The organism is Thauera sp. K11 (genome assembly GCF_002354895.1).
GTDB lineage: Bacteria > Pseudomonadota > Gammaproteobacteria > Burkholderiales > Rhodocyclaceae > Thauera > Thauera sinica.
The window spans coordinates 3,230,522-3,244,194 of the sequence record NZ_CP023439.1; the positions used below are offsets into that span (position 1 = coordinate 3,230,522).

Below are 13,673 nucleotides of genomic sequence, written 5' to 3' on the forward strand. Positions count from 1 at the left end.
CCGTGCCCGCCCGCATCTCGATCGTCATGCCGTGCTACAACGCGGCACACCATCTGCCACGCAGCATCGGCTCCGTGCTGGCACAGAGTGCCGGCGACTGGGAACTGATCGCGGTGGACGACGGCTCGCGTGACGGTACGCTCGCCTGCCTGCGCTCGCTCGACGAGCCGAGAATCCGGGTCATATCACAGACGAATCAGGGGGTCAGCGCCGCGCGCAACGCGGGGCTGTCGCATTGCCGCGGAGAGTTCATCGCCTTTCTGGACGCGGACGACACCTGGGCGCCGGATTTTCTCCGCACCCTGCTCGGCGCGCTCGAGAACACGCCGGACGCAGTGCTGGCCTATTGCGGCTGGCAGAACCTGGGGCTCTCCGGGCTGCGCGGCAACCCCTTCGTTCCGCCCGACTACGAGGCGCCGCGCAAGACGATCTCGCTGCTCGAAAGCTGCCGCTGGCCGATCCACGCCTGCCTCACCCGCCGCACGGCGATCGAAGCCGCCGGCCGGTTCGATCCGCGGCTCAGGATCGGGGAAGACTATCTGCTGTGGATGGAAGTCGCCGCGCAGGGACGCATCCTGCGCGTACCCGAAGTGCTCGCGTATTACCATCACCACGGCGGACCGCAGGCCACGCAGGACAAACCCCGCGCGCTGCTCGATACCTTGAAGGCCAAGGAGATATTCCTCGGACGGCACCCGGATCTGGCGGCGGCCATCCCGCGGCACGAACTCGAAACACTGACGTGGGGCGCGTTCATCGCCGGCGCCAACGCGCTCTACTGGAAGGGCAACATCGACGCCGCCCGCCCGCTATACCGCAAGGCCCTGCTGTCCGGACGCGGGTCGGCCAAGGACAAGCTCCGCATGGCGCCCAGCCTGCTCCCCAAATTCCTTCATCTGGGGCTGGCACGATTGCTCGGCCAGGGAATGAAGGAAGTGCAATGACCATCAAGTGTGTCTACGCGATCTTTTCGCACGTCAATCCTGCGCAGGTATTGCGGCTGGTAGCAGCGCTACGCGCCCTCTCGCCGCAGGCCCACATCGTCGTGCATCACGATCCGGCACATGAGGCGCTCGATCCGGCCCGGGTCCGGCAAGCGGGCGGCGTGCTCATTCCCGATCCCGTCCCGGGCGAATGGGGCGACTGGTCGCAGGTACTCCAGCATCTCCACGTAATGCGATGGTGCGTCGGCAACCTCGAATTCGACTGGTTCATCACCCTCACGGGACAAAGCTATCCGATCGGGCGGCTGGACGAACTGGAAAGGTTTCTCGCCTCATCTCCGGCGGATGCGTACCTGATCAACTTCGACGCCTACGATCCGGCGGTCTGGCCGCGCGGCGAGGCGGCGAAACGCTACCACTACAGATACTTCAAGCTGCCGAAATTCAGATACTGGCATCGGGTTCCGGCCATCGTCCGCGACCGCATTCCCGCCGCCATCCGTGCCTTCAACCGCATCCAGCCGGTGCTGAGGCTATTTCCCTACCCCAAGGGCCTGCCGACGCGGCTGGGGATACTGTGCCCCCGCCGCCCTTTCAACGGCACGGACATGAAACTGGGTGGCGGCAACCAGAATACGAATTATCGGCGCTCGGCGATCGAGGCGATTCTGGATCATGTGGATTCGCATCCCGCCTACTGCGCCTACTTCCGCCGTACCGCGCTCCCCGACGAGGCGTTCTTTGCAACCATCCTCAGGAATTCGCCCGCCCTGCACATCGTCGACGACAGCCTGCGGTACATATACTGGCCCGGCGGCCACTCGGCGAGCGGAGGCGTGATGGACCTGCGCCACCTGCCGGAACTCGAGGCATCCTCCGCATACTTTGCGTTGAAATTCGACCAGAATGCATCCCCGGAGCTGCTCGACCACATCGACCACAAGCTGGGTTTGCGTCCCGCCGACTGAAGCATGATCCCGACCACCCGTATTCCCGTACTGATGTACCACCGCATAGGCGACGCCCACAATGACTGGGAACGCAAGTATTGCGTCAGTCCGTCCCGCTTCGCGGAACACATGGACCTGCTCCGCGCCAGGGGCTGGCATGCCGTCACCCTTCGGCAGTTCCTGGACTGGCTGGATGGTTCCGTCGAACTGCCGGCGCAATCCTTCCTGCTCACCTTCGACGACGGTTTCCTCGGCGTGCACGAACATGCGGCACCGGTGCTGCAATCGCTCGGCTGGCCTGCGACGGTCTTCCTCGTGAGCACGCTCGTCGGCAAGCGCGACACATGGTGCGAAGCGCACAATCCCAGCGGCGCGACCTACCCCCTGATGGACGCCCACCATCTGCGGGAGCTTCAATCGTGCGGCTTCCGCTTCGAGTCGCACACCCGGAGCCACCCCGATCTGCCGACCCTGGACGACGACGCCCTCGGAGCCGAACTCGCGGGCTCGCGTGCGGAGTTGCAGGATCTGCTGGGCTCGCCGATCGAATATCTCGCCTATCCCTTCGGCCGGCACGACGAGCGTGTGGTGCAGGCCGCCCGGAACGTCGGATACCTCGCCGCCTTTTCCACCCGGCCGGGCTTCAACCGGGACGGGATGGACCGTTTCCGGCTGCGCCGGCTCGACGTATTCGGGACCGATACCGCCGCCGCGCTGTCGCGCAAGATCCGCCTGGGCAGCAACGACGGCAGCGTGGCGAAAAGCCTGAAGTATTCGGCCAACCGGCTTCTCGCCCGGATGGGACTAACCGCAAGCTGACCGGCGATCATGACCGAGACCAAACCGTTCATTTCGGTTGCACTGTGCACGCACAACCATCTGGACCGCCTGGTCCGGACCCTGGCGGACCTCGCATCGTTGCACGCGCCGGTCCGGCCCTGGGAATTTCTCGTCATCGACAACGGCTGCACCGATGGTACGAGCGAGATGCTGGCCACCCGCGACTGGGCGCTCCAGGGAGCGCAGATTCGCGTCGTGCGGGAAGACAGGCTCGGACTCTCCAATGCCCGCAATCGCGCGCTGCGCGAGGCACGGGGCGAATACCTCGTTTTCATGGACGACGACGAGACCCCGGAGCCCGGCTGGCTGCAGGCATTGGAGGACGCGATGATCGCCCATGCGCCCGATGCGCTCGGCGGGCGGATCGCAGTCATGTTCGAGGACGGCGCGCGCCCACCCTGGCTGCAGGATGAGCTGCTGGGCTTTCTGGGCAAGCTCGATCATGGCGAAGCATGCTGGCTGACCTCCGAGGAAACGCCGATCTTCGGCGGGAATTTCGCATTTCGCCGCGAGGTCTTCGAACGCATCGGAGATTTCGACGCCCGGCTCGGCCGCATGGGTGCGATCAACACCGGCGGCGAGGACACGGAGATCCACCGGAGGCTGCTGGCGCATGGGTGCCGGGTGCGCTGGGTGCCGGCAGCGGTCATCAACCATCGCATCCAGACTCCCAAGCTGCAGCGCCACTACTTTCTGGATCTGCATTTCCGCCAGGGCCGCTGGCAGGGCGCGCGCAAGCGCGGCGGCGGCTCGCGCATGCCGCCGAAGTACCTCGCGCCCCAGATGCTGCGCGCCTTTGGCAGGGCGATCGCCAAACGCCTGAGCGAGGGCGCCGACCATTCGCTGCGGCTCGAGATGAATGCCGCCTATTTCACCGGCTATGTGTTCGGCTGGGTGCGCGATGTGGCCTGACGGCGCGGACATGCGGATGCGGTACATTGTCCCGGGCGATGCACGGCGTAGCGATGAAGCCCGAACGCCATCGACGAGGATGAGAGCCCCGGAACCCACGATGGCGGCATGAGAACGCTGACGAACGACTATCTGGACCGGACCGTGCGGGGGAACAGGCATGGACGCTAGCATCGTCGTATGCACCTACAATCGATCCGGCTCCCTGGGAGAAACGATCGACGCGATATGCGGCCTCGACGTTCCCGGCGGCATACGGCACGAAGTCATCATCGTGGACAACAACTCCACGGACCAGACCGCGGAGGTCGTGCGGCCGTATCTGGATCGATACGGCTATATCCGCTATGTGTTCGAGGAAAAACAGGGTTTGTCCAACGCCCGCAACCGGGGAATCGCGGAATCGCGGGGCGCGACGATCCTTTTCACCGATGACGACGTTCTGCCCGAACGCGACTGGCTCGTGCAGACGCTGGACGGAATGGCGAAACATGGTGCCGATGCCTGCGGCGGATTCATCTCGCCGATATTCGAAACGCCGCCGCCGGCCTGGTTGACGGCCCGTTTCCACGGTTTTCTTGCCGTTCGCGATGCGCGAACCGACGATTACGTCATTGCGAAACCGGCGGATGCGCCCTTCGGCGCGAACATGGCCTTCCGCAGACAGGTATTCGACCGCGTCGGCCCGTTCGACACTTCGCGTGGCAGAAAAGGAAACACCCTGGCCAGCGGCGAGGACGGCGAACTCTTCGATCGCCTCCTGCGAGCGGGCATCAAGGCCGTCTTCCTGGGAAGGTCCCGCGTCCGCCACAAGGTCGAAGCGTATCGGCTCGAAAAGCGCTACTTTCGCCGCTGGCGGTATCAGACCAGCCGCAATATCGCCTTCAGCAAAGGCATTCCGGGCACGAGAAGGCTGTTCAACGTACCGCATTATTTCATCGTGCAGACGGCCCGTTCCGCCTTTCGCGCATTGATCGCCCGCCTGACGCGCCCCGAGGACGAAGCGTTCATGCAGGAAATCATCCTGTGGCATTTTCTCGGCACGATACGCGGCCTGGTGGAAGCAAGGCGCAAATGAACCGCGCCGCTCCATCGACCGGATTGCTGCCAGTGATCGACCTCCCCATCGTGCGAGCCTGACGTGTCCCCATTTACCGCCAGCCTGACCATCCTGATCTGCACCCACAATCGTGCAGCCCTGCTCGAACGTGTGATCGCGTCCCTCAATACGGCCGTTCGCCCGGCCCTGCCCGTGCGCATCCTCGTCGCCGCGAATGCCTGCACCGACGACACGGTGGCGCGGATGAACGCCTATCGGGCGGCGCAGCCGGGAAGCAGCAGGCTGCCGCTCGACGTCCTCGAGGTGCCGACGCCCGGCAAGTCCCACGCGCTGAACACGGCGATCCCTAGGATCGACAGCGAAATCGTCGCTTTCGTCGACGACGACCATCGCGTCGATGCGAACTATCTCGTCGCCATCGAAGACGCCGTCCGGCAGTGGCCGGATGCGAGTCTGTATTGCGGCCGCATCCTGCCGGACTGGGACGGAACCGAGCCGGCATGGGTGCACGACGAGGGGCCTTACCGGATCTACCCTCTGCCCGTGCCGCGCTACGACCAGGGCGACGTGCCAAAGACGATCACTGCGCAGGAAGGGCCGATCCCCGGGGGCGGCAATCTCGCCGTCCGCCGCGAGGTGTTCGACCTGTGCGGGCAATTTTCGACCGAGTTGGGGCCGCACGGCCACGACCTGGGCGGCGGCGAGGACAGCGAGTACGTGCTGCGCGCGCTCGAGCGCGGCCTTCGCTGCCAGTACCAGCCGGCGATGATCCAGTACCACTATGTCGACAACGAGCGGCTGACCTTGTCCTACCTGATGCGCAAGGGCTACCAGCGCACCCGCTCCACTTCGCGCATCCGCGGCAACGGCCGGGTGCCGCTCTACATGTGGCGCAAGGTGGGGGGATATGCCTTTCGCGGCACGTTCTGCCTTTCCTGGGCCAAACGCCGCTTCTACTGGGTACGCACTGCGGCGGCCCTGGGCGAGTTGCAGGGGCGCGGCGAATCCGGCCACCGCGGCCGCGGGCTCACCCTGCCGGCCGACGGCCTCGGCGTCGGCCTGTGGCTGCTCGCCCTGCTCGCCCTGGCCGGCGCCGCCACCGCATGGCTTGCCGCAGGGGACGATCCCGCCGCGGCGCTATGGCCCATCGCGGTCGTCGCCGCCGCCGGCACCGGCTCGTTGCTGTGGAAATCGATACTGGACTTCTCGCGCACCGGCCCCAGCATCCGCAACGAGATCCTTGCCCACTACCGCCGGTATTCGCTGTATGCCCTCGCCCGCCTCGGGCTGTGGAGCTTCGCGCTGATGAGCTTTCTCGCCGGTGGCGGCGTGCTGGTCTATGGCCTGCTCGCCACCAGTTTCGGATGGTCGTGGTCGGTCGCGGCCGAAACCGCGGCGGCGGTTCTGGGGCTCCTCGGTGCCGCAACGGCCCAGTTCGTGCGCCTGCTGCGTTTCAACCCCGGCCTTCTGGTGGCATCCATGCATTACCGCATGGCGCGGCTGCATCCGCTGTGGCGCCGGGCGACGGCGAAACGCATCCGCAACGTCCAGTCGGCCGCGCTCGCCGTCTTCGCCCTGCTCCTGGCCACCTCCACCGCCAGGCTGGCGCAGCAGGGAGAACTGGGCACCCTGCTCACCCTGTGGGGCGCCGTGGTGTTCTATGTGGCTGCCATCGCATGGACGGAGCTGGAGCCGGAATCCCGCGCACGCCCCCGCCAGCCTGCGCGCAGCACCCGGCCCAACATCCTGATGATGGGCGCCGATACGCTGCGGAGCGACCGCCTGGGCGCACTCGGCTACCATCGGCGCCTGACGCCCAACCTGGATGCCCTCGGCCTTCAGGGCAGCCTGTTCACCCACTGCTACGTGCCCTGCGCCCGCACGGCGCCGAGCCTGGTTTCGCTGTTCACCGGCACCTGGCCGCAACGCCACGGCATCCGCGACAACTTCGTCGCCGACGAAGAGACGCGCCTCACGGTGGACGCCCTCCCGGCCCTGCTGAAATCCCGGGGCTACAATACCGCGTCCTTGTCGGACTGGTGCGGGGCCGACCTGGGCAAGTTCTCATTCGGTTTCGCGCTGACGGACCTGCCCGAGGATCAATGGAACCTCAAGTACCTGATCCGCCAGGGACCCAAGGACCTGCGCCTGTTCATCTCCGCCTTCACCCACAACCGCCTCGGCCGCCTGCTTCTGCCGGAGGTGTTCTACCTGGGGGGCGTGCCGCTGACCGACGACATCGGCCGCCGCAGCCGGCGCCTGCTGTCGCGCCTGGCGGCCGACGACAAGCCGTTCCTGCTCAACGTCTTCTATTCGACGACGCACCCGCCCTTCGCCTCCGAATGGCCGTGGTACGAAAAATTCGCCGATCCGGCGTATGACGGCAGTTCCCGCTTCGCGATGGCCAAGCTGAACGACCCCTTCGACATCATTCGCCGCCAGGGAGAACCGCGCGAAGAGTTCGACCTCGACCACATCATCGACCTCTACGACGGCTGCGTGGCCCAGTTCGACGACGAGGTCGGCAAGATGCTGGCCCATCTGGCGGCCAGCGGCCTGGCGGAGAACACCATCGTCGTGGTCTATTCGGACCATGGCATGGAGTTCTTCGAGCATGACACCTGGGGACAGGGGAACTCGGCGGTCGGCGACCATTCGGCGCGCATACCGCTGATCGTTCGCGCGCCGGGTATGCCGGCCCGCGGGGTCGTGGCCGACGTGGTGCGCAGCATCGACATCGCGCCGACGCTGCTGGCGCTGACCGGCTCTCCGCCCGCGCCCAGCATGGAGGGCGTGTCGCTCGTGCCGCTGCTCCGCGACGAGGCCGCCCCGCGAGAACTCGAAGCCTACAACGAGACGGGTTTGTGGCTGACGCCGCCGCCCGGCATGGACCCGACCCATCTGCGCTATCCGAATCTCCTGGAAATGCTCGAAGTGCCGGACAAGGACAGCGGCACCCTCGCCATCAAGACGGATTTCCAGCACGCGATCGTCGAGGCCAAGGACCGCATGCTGCGCGAAGGGCGATGGAAGCTGGTCTACCAGCCGCTGACGGGTGGATACCGGCTCTGCCTCTATGACGTCGCAAACGATCCGGGCTGCCACGAGGACGTATCCGGGATCAATGCCGTGGAGCAGGAACAGCTCTGGCTCCAGATGCAGCCTTTCCTGGTCGAAGGAGGCTCCCGCTAGACAGATCCTGCGATGATGCGGACCGGCAAGGCCGCGCTCATGCGCGGCGCGCGCTGTCGAACAGCAGTGCCTCGAACTCCCGCACCGGGCCATCGACGAAAAGCCGCGTCACCCGTTCCTGCGCCGACCCGCCAAGGCGGGCGCGCTCGCCGGCATCGCGCAGCAGTGCAGCGACGCATGCCGCCATTTCCCCGATCTCGCCGACCTCGAAAAGACAGCCGGTCTGGCCGTCCACGATGACTTCCGGAATACCTCCGACCCGGGTGGCCACGACCGCCCGCCCCATCAGGCCGGCTTCTATCGCGATGAGCCCGAGCGGTTCCTGCCAGCGCGACGGCACCACCATCACGTCGGACGTCGCATAGACGTCCTCGATCCGCTCCACGTAGCCCAGGTAGCGGATGCGCGTGTCGCCGCCGATCATCTCGCGCAGTTGGGGTTCGGTGTAGGAGCCGGGGAACTTCGCCGGATCGCGGCATTCTCCCGCGATCAGGAAGACCGCATCCGGGGCGTCGATCATCCGGGCCATCCGGATGAAATCCTGCACGCCCTTGATGTCACGGATCTGACCCGCAAAACCGGCGACCGGGCACGCGTCCGGAATCCCCAGATCCGGACGCAGCGACCGGCCGGCCGCAAAGCGCCCGGGGTCCACCGGGTTGTAGACGACGCACTTCTCCAGCCCGGCGGGGCCGGACATCCGCGCCACGTAGTCGGACACGGCGACTGCCTTCGCACACCATGCCATGCCGGGTGCGGGCCGGGCGTTGACGACGTGGTAGTGAGCGATGACCGGAATCCCGAGCAGGCGTGCGGCGAGAATTTCCGCCGCACGCCAGAAACCGGAATGATTGACGTGCACCACGCGCACCCGGTGACGCCGGAAAAAGGCCATCGCGCGGACGAGGGCGGAAACGTAGCGCCATGGCGAGGGCAGCTCCAGCTCCGTCAATGCCCCCCACAGCCGGAAACGGATGCCGCTGGCCTCCAGTTCGCCGGCGACGGGACCGTCTCCCGGCAGGAGCACCAGCGGATCGATGCGTTCGCGCGGAAGGCGGCGCAGCAGCGTATAGATCACGCGGCTGGCGCCGCCCCAATCGCCTGCGCTGCCGGTAATAAAGCACGCGGTGATGCGGTTCTTTTCAGGCATCATCGGTTCATCTCCATCAACCGAGTGGATCTTTCGGCGTATGACATCGACACAGACGGCGCGCAGGATACGAATCGCCTACTTCCTTGGCACCCATGAGGATTGGGGCGGGGCCAGCCGCGCCACGCTGAATTTCGTCCGCACCATCGACCGCACCCGTTTCGAGCCGATCGTCGTCCTGACGCAGGAAGGCAAGCTGTCCGCGACGCTGCGCGACGAGCACATCGAGACGCTCGTCTGGGGCATTCACGACAGCCGCCCCAACCTGCCGGCATACGCACTGGATGTCCTGCGTGCCTGGCGGATGCTCAAGGCGCACGAAATCTCCCTGATCCACCTGAACTACGGGGCAATCGGCTGGAAGCCCGCCGAGATCCTGGCTGCCCGTTTCGCGGGGATTCCCGTCATCAACCACTTCCATACCGGCGTACGCACCCCCTCGTCCTTTCTCCGCCATACCGCGGCGGCCATAGGGGTGTCGCGCTACGTCACCGACGGGCTGGAATCGTGGGGCGTGCCCAAGCACGTGGTACACAACGTTTCCGACCTGGGCCGCTTCAGCCACGGCCGGGATATCCGCGCCGAATTCGGCCTGGACCGGAGCCACGTCGTCATCATGCTTGCGGGCCAGATGATCCGTGCAAAGGGCATCGAGCTTTTCATCGAGGCGGCACGGCGCGTGCGCGGCGAACATGTCCGCTTCCTTCTGGCAGGACCGATCCGCGACACCAAGGGCGCCTACACCGAAGCGGAGGTCCACTCGCTGTGCGGGGCGGATCCGCGCGTCCGCTACATCGGCTACCGCTCCGATGCGGAAAATCTCTACGCCACGGCAGACGTCATGGTGATGCCGTCGCAATGGGAAGAACCGTGCGCGATGATCCTGTTCGAAAGCGCCGCGGCCGGCAAACCGGTGATCGCGTCGGCGACCGGCGGTACGCCCGAGATCCTGCAGCACGACCGGACCGGCTATCTCTTCGAGCGCACCGACCTCGATGCCTTGGTCAATCACATGCAACACCTGGTGGACGACGAGCAGGAACGCCGGCGTCTCGGCAACGAAGCCCGGGAGCTTGCACTGTCGACGTTCTCGAAAGCGCCGATCGAAAAGATGCAGTCGCTCTACGCGGCTCTCTGCCACGTCTGAGGCTCGATCGGCACGGAAGGCTGCCCGTCACCGCTGCGCCGGTTCTTCAAACGACTTGCGCCAGCGGTCCTGGATGTCCTCCGGCGGGCAGAAGCGGCACTTGCGGCCGCCGGCGTCCCCTTCCGCGGTTTCGCCATTCGCGTTGGGCGCCGGGTCCGCCCCCTCGTCCGTCGCGGCGTCCCGGGGTGCGGCCGCCGACTCCTGCGGCGTGACCGCCGGTTCCTGCGGAGCTGCCGCTGCCTCCTCCTTCGCGGGGCGGACTTGCCCGCCACCGGCGAGGGGAACGGCTCCGTGCCGCCGAGTTCCTTGTACGCCTTCTTCAACGCCTCGGAATCGGGCAGGTTGCGCAAGCCCTCCGTCGCCACGGCAAGCGCTTCCCGGCCCGAGCCGCTCTGGCGAAGCTGGGCGACGAGCGCCAGGTATGCCGCCTGATAGCCCGGGCTGACGCGAATCGCATCGTTGAACAATCCCGTTGCCCGCGCGGCGTCGCCCAGTTGCTGGTAGATGCGGCCCAGCTCCACGTACAGTTGCGGGCGCATCCAGAAGTCCGGACGGACGCCCCGCAGGACGTACTCATACTCCTTCGTCGCCAGGCGGCGCTGGGACGATCGATCCTTCGCATCGGCCGCTTTGGCAGCCCGGCTGAGAAAGTTCTGCCCGTAGCAGTAGTGGTGGAGATGCAGCCAGTTGTCGAAACCGAACTGTGCGATATATCGCTGCGCCTCCAGACTCCGGTTCTCGTCCCTCAGCTTCACCTGGCAAAAGGCCGGCAGCGCGGCCTGCTCCGCCGCGGTACCGGCCGGATTGTGCTGCGCCTGGGCCGCGGATGCCGCGGCGGCCAGGAGCAGCCCCAGATGGAAAGCCCGAAATTCCTTTCTCACGGCGATGGCCTCGGTTTCATCGGTTGGTCGGGGGCGAGCCGGCTCGTCCGCTGGGCGATCGCCTGCCAGCTCAGTGCCGTACGCGCCCGCTGCAGGCCGGACGTGCCCAGGCGTTCGCACAGTTGCTCATCTTCCAGCAGCATGAGCAGCACGTTGTTGAGTTCGCCTCGCGCCTCGGCATCGACGCGAAAGCCGGTCACGCCATCGAGCACGGCCGAGCCGGTCCCCCCGGCCTTGCCCGCGACGGACGCCTTGCCGCAGGCGGCAGCCTCGACGTAGACGATTCCGAACCCTTCCGTATCGCCGTCGATGTCGCGATTGGCCAGGACGAAGAGGTCGCACGCGTTGTACCAGCGCGGCAGGTCTTCCATCGCGACGTGGCCCAGCAGGTGCACGCGTCCTTCCAGGCCGCGCTCGGCAACCAGCCGGGAAAGGTAATCCTTGTCCTCGCCGATGCCGATCACCGCGTAGTGGACGTCGAGTCCGGCTTCGAGCAGCGCCGGCATGCAGTCGATCATCGTATCGAAGCCCTTGCGCCGGCTCAGCCGCCCGACCGACAGGATCAGCTTTGCGCCGGGCTGCAGGCGCAGGCCGTCGCGCAGGTCCTGGAAAGGCAGGCCCGGACGGAAGCGCTCGACGTCGACGCCGGGATGGATCATGACGATGCGCTCCGGCTCCACCCCCATGCCCACCAGCGTGTCGCGGGTGAAATCGCTGTTGGCGATGACCTTGTCGGCGTGGCGCAGCGCAAAGCACATCGCCTTGTATTTGTTTCCCCGCCCCCACCCGGTCAATTCCTCGCCGTGGGCGTAGATCACGACCGGCCGGAACGTGAGGCGCGCCACCAGCCAGGCCACCAGCCCTTCGGGCAGCGCGCGGCCGGCGTGGATCGCATCGAAGCGATGCGTGAGCGCCAGCCGCAGGGACGCCAGCACGAACCTCAGGTACATCAGCAGCGACTCCGGCTTGAGCCAGGGCACGCGCTTCAGCGAAAGGCGGTGGACGGTGTTGGGGTGATCGCGGTCATACTCGGCGGCGCCGGGCACGTCGGCGGTGACGATGTGGATCTCCTTGCCCCCGAGCCGGCGATAGACCTCGTCGAACCAGACGGCGGTGCCCCCCTTGGTGGGCAGGAAAAGCTCGGTGAGGACCAGGTATCGATTCTGCATTGCGTGCTTCCATGTACGACGTGCGATCCTATCACCCTGCTTCCGCCCCGATGCGGCCATGCTTCACGCCGCCCGGCACGGGCGCGAGCACCCTCAGCACCGCGCCGAGGCCGCTGTACTTCAAGATGCGCGCCAGCGCCGCCTCGTGCATCGCGCGGAACAGGAAGGCGCGCGCGCGCCTGCGCCAGCGCTGCTCCCTCAGCGGCGAGGCAGGGTCCGCCAGATGGCCCGCAAGCTCCTCGGTGGACATGAAACGCAGCCGGGGATGGCGCTCCAGGGCGCCCTGCAGGGCCCTCTCCAGCTCGGCGAGCGCCTGCCCGGCGATCTCCGGCGAAGCGATGAAGCTCTCGCGGTGCGTTTCGAGCAGGGCCGGCCGGCCGAGCAGGCATTTCAGCCCGACCGACTGCCACACGCGCTCGGCCCGGTGCCCGCGGACGGGTTCGAAGTAATCGTCGCGCACCAGCAGCATCGCTCCGGCACGGGAACGGTCCCCGTTTCGCATCGTGGCAACAGGCCGCTGCAGCGCGCCGTCCGCCCCCCGCCCTTCGAAGCGGCGCCCGCCGGTGACGATGCAGGTGACGCCGCTGGCCACCCAGGCCCTCTCGACGTCGTCGTTCCACACGAAGGTGTTGGGCACTGCGACCATCGGCGCCTTGCCGAACAGCGCTTGCAACAGGTGCGCCTCCTCATCCACGGCCGCGCGGATCCGTTCCGGAGGCAGCGGCCGGCTGGGCAGCGCGGCGGCATCGATCCAGCGGCTCTGCAGGGCCGGAGGCAACGCCTCGCTGCGTGCCGCGGGATCGGCCAGCCAGCGCTGCAACGCCGCGTCTTCGCGCGCACGTTCCAGCACGGAGGCCGGCCAGCAATGCTCCAGCCCGTGCCGCTGCAGCGCGAACACCCCGGCCGCGCACCCCGCCTGCATCGCCGCGACGATGGGGGCGAACTCCGGCTCGTCCAGCGTACGCCGCACGTAGCGTGCAAGGCCGGCGGCGAGCATGGACGCCCCGTCGGGCTGGCCGCCGACGACTCCGAGCGTCATGACCGCCGGCCGGCCGGTCTCGTCCCGGGCGCGCTGCAGCACCGCGGCGATGCGGCGCAGCATGGCGGCATCGCCGGGCGGCCCGGTCCCCCAGTCGTCGCTTTCCACGATGAGCACGGGATGGCGCAGGGCCGGCTCCCGCCACAGCGCGCGCAGGGTCGACGCATGGCGGCCGAGCAAGCATGCCAGCGTCGCCAGCAGCCACAACAAGACGAGATAGAGCAGCGTCGAAATCATCGGGCGAAGCGGCGGATCTGCAGCCCGCAGGCGCGGAACCGGCCAGACCCGGCCGGAAAAGACATGAAGGAAGCCGGCACGGCGTGACGTGCCTTGCACTTGGAATCATCGGCGTCGGCTACCATTGCCGCCGTGCCGATGAACTTTGCCAT

Annotated in this window: 12 protein-coding genes; 7 read left to right on the forward strand and 5 right to left on the reverse strand. The window is 66.9% G+C overall.

Annotated features, from left to right (window positions below; translation table 11 throughout):
* Positions 1-2 precede the first annotated feature (2 nt).
* The 6 genes from CCZ27_RS14100 (at position 3) to CCZ27_RS14125 (ending at position 7,898) form a co-directional block, all read left to right on the forward strand.
* Positions 3-944, forward strand: a complete 942-nt coding sequence (locus CCZ27_RS14100) for a glycosyltransferase family 2 protein (protein ID WP_096449151.1) — start codon at positions 3-5, stop codon at positions 942-944.
* Positions 941-1,912 carry a beta-1,6-N-acetylglucosaminyltransferase gene (locus CCZ27_RS14105; protein ID WP_096449153.1) on the forward strand — a complete coding sequence of 324 codons (972 nt, stop codon included), beginning with the start codon at positions 941-943 and terminating at the stop codon, positions 1,910-1,912. The genes CCZ27_RS14100 and CCZ27_RS14105 overlap by 4 nt, the downstream gene beginning before the upstream one ends.
* Positions 1,913-1,915: 3 nt before the next feature.
* Entirely contained in the window at positions 1,916-2,713 is a 798-nt protein-coding gene (locus CCZ27_RS14110) for a polysaccharide deacetylase family protein (protein ID WP_232516421.1), read from the forward strand.
* A gap of 9 nt (positions 2,714-2,722) precedes the next feature.
* On the forward strand, positions 2,723-3,646 hold the full coding sequence (locus CCZ27_RS14115; RefSeq protein WP_096449157.1) for a glycosyltransferase family 2 protein: 924 nt from the start codon (positions 2,723-2,725) through the stop codon (positions 3,644-3,646).
* Between the two features lie 160 nt (positions 3,647-3,806).
* Positions 3,807-4,724 carry a glycosyltransferase gene (locus CCZ27_RS14120; protein WP_096449159.1) on the forward strand — a complete coding sequence of 306 codons (918 nt, stop codon included), beginning with the start codon at positions 3,807-3,809 and terminating at the stop codon, positions 4,722-4,724.
* Between the two features lie 63 nt (positions 4,725-4,787).
* Positions 4,788-7,898: a sulfatase-like hydrolase/transferase gene (locus CCZ27_RS14125; protein ID WP_096449161.1), complete on the forward strand. Its 3,111-nt coding sequence runs from the start codon at positions 4,788-4,790 to the stop codon at positions 7,896-7,898.
* 37 nt (positions 7,899-7,935) lie between these two features.
* On the opposite strand, the gene CCZ27_RS14130 is transcribed toward CCZ27_RS14125, so the two are convergent.
* Positions 7,936-9,051: a glycosyltransferase family 4 protein gene (locus tag CCZ27_RS14130; protein ID WP_096449163.1), complete on the reverse strand. Its 1,116-nt coding sequence runs from the start codon at positions 9,049-9,051 to the stop codon at positions 7,936-7,938.
* On the opposite strand from CCZ27_RS14130, the gene CCZ27_RS23570 reads away from it, so the two are divergent.
* The gene (locus CCZ27_RS23570; RefSeq protein ID WP_198363127.1) at positions 9,029-10,195 is read left to right on the forward strand and encodes a glycosyltransferase family 4 protein; all 1,167 of its coding nucleotides are present in this window, start codon (positions 9,029-9,031) and stop codon (positions 10,193-10,195) included. The two genes, CCZ27_RS14130 and CCZ27_RS23570, sit on opposite strands and share 23 nt — an antisense overlap.
* Here CCZ27_RS23570 and CCZ27_RS14145 read toward each other — a convergent pair.
* Genes CCZ27_RS14145 through CCZ27_RS23575 form a run of 4 tightly spaced genes read right to left on the reverse strand, consistent with a single transcriptional unit; the run spans position 10,171 to position 13,673 of the window.
* On the reverse strand, positions 10,171-11,076 hold the full coding sequence (locus CCZ27_RS14145) for a tetratricopeptide repeat protein (protein ID WP_096449165.1): 906 nt from the start codon (positions 11,074-11,076) through the stop codon (positions 10,171-10,173). The two genes, CCZ27_RS23570 and CCZ27_RS14145, sit on opposite strands and share 25 nt — an antisense overlap.
* Positions 11,073-12,245, reverse strand: a complete 1,173-nt coding sequence (locus CCZ27_RS14150) for a glycosyltransferase family 4 protein (RefSeq protein ID WP_096449167.1) — start codon at positions 12,243-12,245, stop codon at positions 11,073-11,075. Before CCZ27_RS14150 ends, CCZ27_RS14145 begins: the two co-directional genes overlap by 4 nt.
* A gap of 31 nt (positions 12,246-12,276) precedes the next feature.
* Positions 12,277-13,521 (reverse strand): hypothetical protein, encoded by a 1,245-nt coding sequence (locus CCZ27_RS14155; RefSeq protein ID WP_096449169.1) that lies wholly within the window; start codon positions 13,519-13,521, stop codon positions 12,277-12,279.
* Entirely contained in the window at positions 13,518-13,673 is a 156-nt protein-coding gene (locus CCZ27_RS23575; protein ID WP_157748589.1) for a hypothetical protein, read from the reverse strand. The genes CCZ27_RS14155 and CCZ27_RS23575 overlap by 4 nt, the downstream gene beginning before the upstream one ends.

Excerpts from the sequence above, each read along its gene's own strand:
- CCZ27_RS23570 (WP_198363127.1), top strand. The coding sequence starts at position 9,029 with ATGCGGTTCTTTTCAGGCATCATCGGTTCATCTCCATCAACCGAGTGG.
- CCZ27_RS14130 (WP_096449163.1), bottom strand. The coding sequence starts at position 9,051 with ATGATGCCTGAAAAGAACCGCATCACCGCGTGCTTTATTACCGGCAGC.
- CCZ27_RS23575 (WP_157748589.1), bottom strand. The coding sequence starts at position 13,673 with ATGGCAAAGTTCATCGGCACGGCGGCAATGGTAGCCGACGCCGATGAT.
- CCZ27_RS14110 (WP_232516421.1), top strand. The coding sequence starts at position 1,916 with ATGATCCCGACCACCCGTATTCCCGTACTGATGTACCACCGCATAGGC.
- CCZ27_RS14155 (WP_096449169.1), bottom strand. The coding sequence starts at position 13,521 with ATGATTTCGACGCTGCTCTATCTCGTCTTGTTGTGGCTGCTGGCGACG.
- CCZ27_RS14105 (WP_096449153.1), top strand. The coding sequence starts at position 941 with ATGACCATCAAGTGTGTCTACGCGATCTTTTCGCACGTCAATCCTGCG.
- CCZ27_RS14120 (WP_096449159.1), top strand. The coding sequence starts at position 3,807 with ATGGACGCTAGCATCGTCGTATGCACCTACAATCGATCCGGCTCCCTG.
- CCZ27_RS14115 (WP_096449157.1), top strand. The coding sequence starts at position 2,723 with ATGACCGAGACCAAACCGTTCATTTCGGTTGCACTGTGCACGCACAAC.
- CCZ27_RS14150 (WP_096449167.1), bottom strand. The coding sequence starts at position 12,245 with ATGCAGAATCGATACCTGGTCCTCACCGAGCTTTTCCTGCCCACCAAG.